The 3,708-nt window shown below is 37.0% G+C and carries 3 protein-coding genes; all 3 read right to left on the reverse strand.

What is annotated here, in order from left to right:
* Positions 1 to 135: 135 nt before the first annotated feature.
* Positions 136 to 831 (reverse strand): PorV/PorQ family protein, encoded by a 696-nt coding sequence (locus AB1397_07910; protein ID MEW6482896.1) that lies wholly within the window; start codon positions 829 to 831, stop codon positions 136 to 138.
* Between the two features lie 15 nt (positions 832 to 846).
* Positions 847 to 1,080, reverse strand: coding sequence for a hypothetical protein (locus AB1397_07915; GenBank protein MEW6482897.1), 234 nt, complete (start codon positions 1,078 to 1,080; stop codon positions 847 to 849).
* On the reverse strand, positions 1,077 to 3,708 hold a 2,632-nt coding region (locus AB1397_07920), incomplete at its 5' end, for a T9SS type A sorting domain-containing protein (GenBank protein ID MEW6482898.1). The genes AB1397_07915 and AB1397_07920, both read right to left, overlap by 4 nt.

A 3,708-nucleotide genomic window follows, 5' to 3' on the forward strand; every position in this document is an offset into this window, starting at 1 on the left:
AGCTCATTGAAGAAGATAAGGATTATAAAGAATATGAGGTAGTAGGGCTTCTCCTTACCCATTTTGCCACCAAGGGATTTATAGAAAAAGCAAGGAAAGAGGGGATAATTGTCATCCAAAGCTTTGAGTGGTAGCCTATCTTCCAAAATGGGTGGTAAGGGAAAGGTTGTGTGTTTCGCCAAGCTCACGGTAAGGAACATAGGAATAATCAAGGTTGAATGTATCTATTTTAATTCCAAAGCCTCCACTAATACCAATGCCAAGGTCTTGAAAGACCTGGGAGTTAAATCCAGCCCTTAAGGTTAGGATGCGCTTAACATCCCATTCAAAACCAGACCTTATCCCGTAATTATTATCCTTTGGTTTTACAAGGTCAAGGCTAAAAATAATATTTTCTGCTGGGAAATAGGCAAAACCTAGGTTTAATGTAGAGGGAAGCTCATCTTCTTCTTCAATAAATTTTACCTTTCCTCCTAAATTCTGAAGGACAATAGAGAATGCCATTTTATCCAAAGATTTTGGTTTGTATATCTCTCCAATATCAAAGAAGAATGAGCGACTTTTCTCTTCTTCTATTCTTTGGTTTATCCATCCGCCTACTATCCCAAGATAATTGCTCCTTGTAACCTTTGCACCAAACCCAAGCCTTATAGATAAATCACTTGCGTCAAATTCTCCGCTTTGAGATGTATTTACATCTTTATATAATGGCATTTTGTCTGTCTTAAGATAAAGCACAGAGAGACCAAAACCAGAGCTATCCGATATGGGTGAACAATAGCCAATAATACCAAGCTTTGTCTTTTCAATCCAGGAAGCAACTGATGCCACACCCTCGGGAATTTTTTATTTTGCAAGACCTGCTGGATTGTAATATAAGGCTGATAAATCATCAGAAACAGCAGAGAATGCACCACCCAGGGAAACTGGTCTTGGAAGGCTATTTATCTTTAAAAATGTTGCTCCACACACACCCTCTGAATAATCAGCAAAGCAAGAAAAGGAGAACAAAACAAACAAAAATAGACTCCTGACAGAAGACTCCAGACAGAAGACTCCTGACTCCTGACTTATCTTCATTTTATTATTGCAAACCTCCGGATTATTTTTTCCTTTCCATCATCAATTATGGCAAAATATACACCCGAGGATACCTTGTCTCCCTTATTATTCAATAGATCCCATTCCCACAGAGCATTAACCTCTTTCTTAAACACAAGCTCTCCTCCCATATTAAATATTGATATAGTAACACGACCATTTAAACCCTCAAATACAATCTTCTTGCCTTTATGCTTACTTGACTTCCAAGGATTTGGCTTTATTGTTATATCTTCAAGGGAAAGGCCAATTGGAGAACCAACCCCATAGATAGAGAGGGAATTAAGGCTACATTGGATGGTATTTAAGGATGGATTGAGAACTTGCTCTCCTTCTACAATAATCCATTGGTCATCAATAAGCTTATAGATTCTATAGGAAAGGTCATCTGTTTCATTAGAGGAATCTGGGTCAGGGTAAGGAAGGATAAGGGTAATGGGTTTTAGAGGCTGGGTTCCTGCCTCATTATATTCTTGTGGAATGGCAAGCAATTCATAGGAACAAAGGATTGAATTGAGGGGAGGAGAAGCAAATTTTATGTTAATATTTTTTTGCAATATTGTGAATGTAATGGTCTCGTAAAATGTGCCCTTGGGAATTATTATTGTAATCCCTCCAGAGACTATGGAAGAATCTTGACTAGGAGATACAACGCCTCCACCATCAACAACCTTTATCCCATCTGATGAGCTTGTCCAATTTCCAAATCCTACATTATTCCTTGCCCTTGTCCTATAGCTATAGGTTAACCCTTTTGTTCTTCCTGAAATATTATAAAGATTTCCTGTTGAGGTTCCAATTGTAGACCAGCTTAATGTTCCTTGCCTTTCCTGTATTTCATATTCAATTATACCACAAGGCTCTGCCTCAACTGGAAAAATTATCCTATAATTTCCATCCATATCATAATCATCATCAAGATTATCAAAATCTGTGTCTTCTATGGGTCTTCCTATAAGAATTGGTGGGTCTTTTTCAACCATAATTGTTATTAGATTTGTTGTGGCTAAGCCATCTTTGGATGTAATTGTCGCATAGTTTGTAATGGTTCCCTCGCCTATAACTTGAGCAGAAAATGAAACTGTTTTGCTTTCTCCTACCTTAAGAACCCCTATCTCCCAAACTATTATCCCTGATGTATAGCTTCCTGTGCAATATTCGCAGGGCTTTATCTTTATTGCCTCAAAGAATGAACCAGACAGGCCAATGATATAGCCATCGCAAGAGATGGTAAATCTATCATTCTCATAGCTAATTTTAGCCTGTGCCTTTTTGTCATTGTTTATCTCATTCATCAGGGATTTTATGGTTGGGTAATTTAATGTATTTATCGGTTGTGACCTATATGTCCCATAATTTGTTCTGATTTCAATTATTCCATCTGCCTTAAGGCTATTCCATCCATCTATATCATCAAGGTCAAGGGTATTATCCCCTGGGATAATCTCATCCTTGCTCCTTATCCTTGAAACAGAAAGGCTTGGGCTCAATTGGTCAAAAACAAAAACATTGCTTACATCCATATTGCCATTATTTAAAACAAAAATCTCATACCTTAAAACATCAGCCAGGCTTACCGGTCCTTTTGGAAATACATCCTTTATTGAAAAAGAAAGGTCTCCTGCACTCTCTATGGTTATTGTTCCTGCAGATATTTCAAATCTTGGGATATTCTTTGCCTCAATATAGGCATCATTTTTGATGATCATCCCATTATCCAATATAGGCTTAAGTCTAGCATTAAATGTTACACTCCCTATCTCACCTGGCTTTAGCTCTCCCAGATTCCATACAATCTGATGGTATAATGGAGAATAAACCCCATTATTTGATATAGCCAATAAATTCTCTATATATTTTGAAAGGCTCTCTGTAATCATAAGGTTGTAGGCGCTTCTACTTCCCTTGTTTTCATAGGTAATGGAGTAGAGAATATTCTCTCCTGGCTTTACTTTGGTATTTGTAAATGTAGCCCTTTCTATTCCAGAAAGATTGGGTGCTTCAACAAAAATGGATGCGGTTGCAATTATAGCTGGATGGGAAATTGTCCCAAATATATTTAAGATTTTTGCATTTGGGCAATTGGGATTTACCCTTAATTTAAATGTCGCTGAGCCAGCCGATAAACCATTAAGCTTTGCAAGAGAAATTCCAGAAAAAATGCTTGATTGACCATTAATATCAAGAATTGGGGCTTGATTGAGATATGTAGAATTTGGAATATATGTGGTAAACTCATCCTTGCTTGCTTGGATAATTAAAGATGTTGCTGGAAAATCGCCATTATTTTTGTATGTAATATTATACCCTATTTCATCGCCAAGTGTTGCCTTTGAAATCTGTGGCTTTATCTCTAAAGAAAGGGATGAAGGGCTACCTGTTTTATTTACTAAAATATTGCTTCTATAAATTGGATTGTTTATTGCCTTTATTTCAAGCTGGGCTTTTATTGTTTTTCCCCTTTCAGGGGGTGCTTGATAATTATAGGTGATTACCCCCTCCCCTCCCCTTGCAATTGTTCCCAAATCAAATGTATCAATGGGAATATCATTTATCAATAAAACCAAAGATGTAGAAATTCCATCTTTTTTTCCCTTGTTTTTATAA

Source organism: bacterium (assembly GCA_040756715.1).
Lineage (GTDB): Bacteria > UBA9089 > UBA9088 > UBA9088 > UBA9088 > JBFLYE01.

Excerpts from the sequence above, each read along its gene's own strand:
- AB1397_07915 (MEW6482897.1), bottom strand. The coding sequence starts at position 1,080 with ATGAAGATAAGTCAGGAGTCAGGAGTCTTCTGTCTGGAGTCTTCTGTC.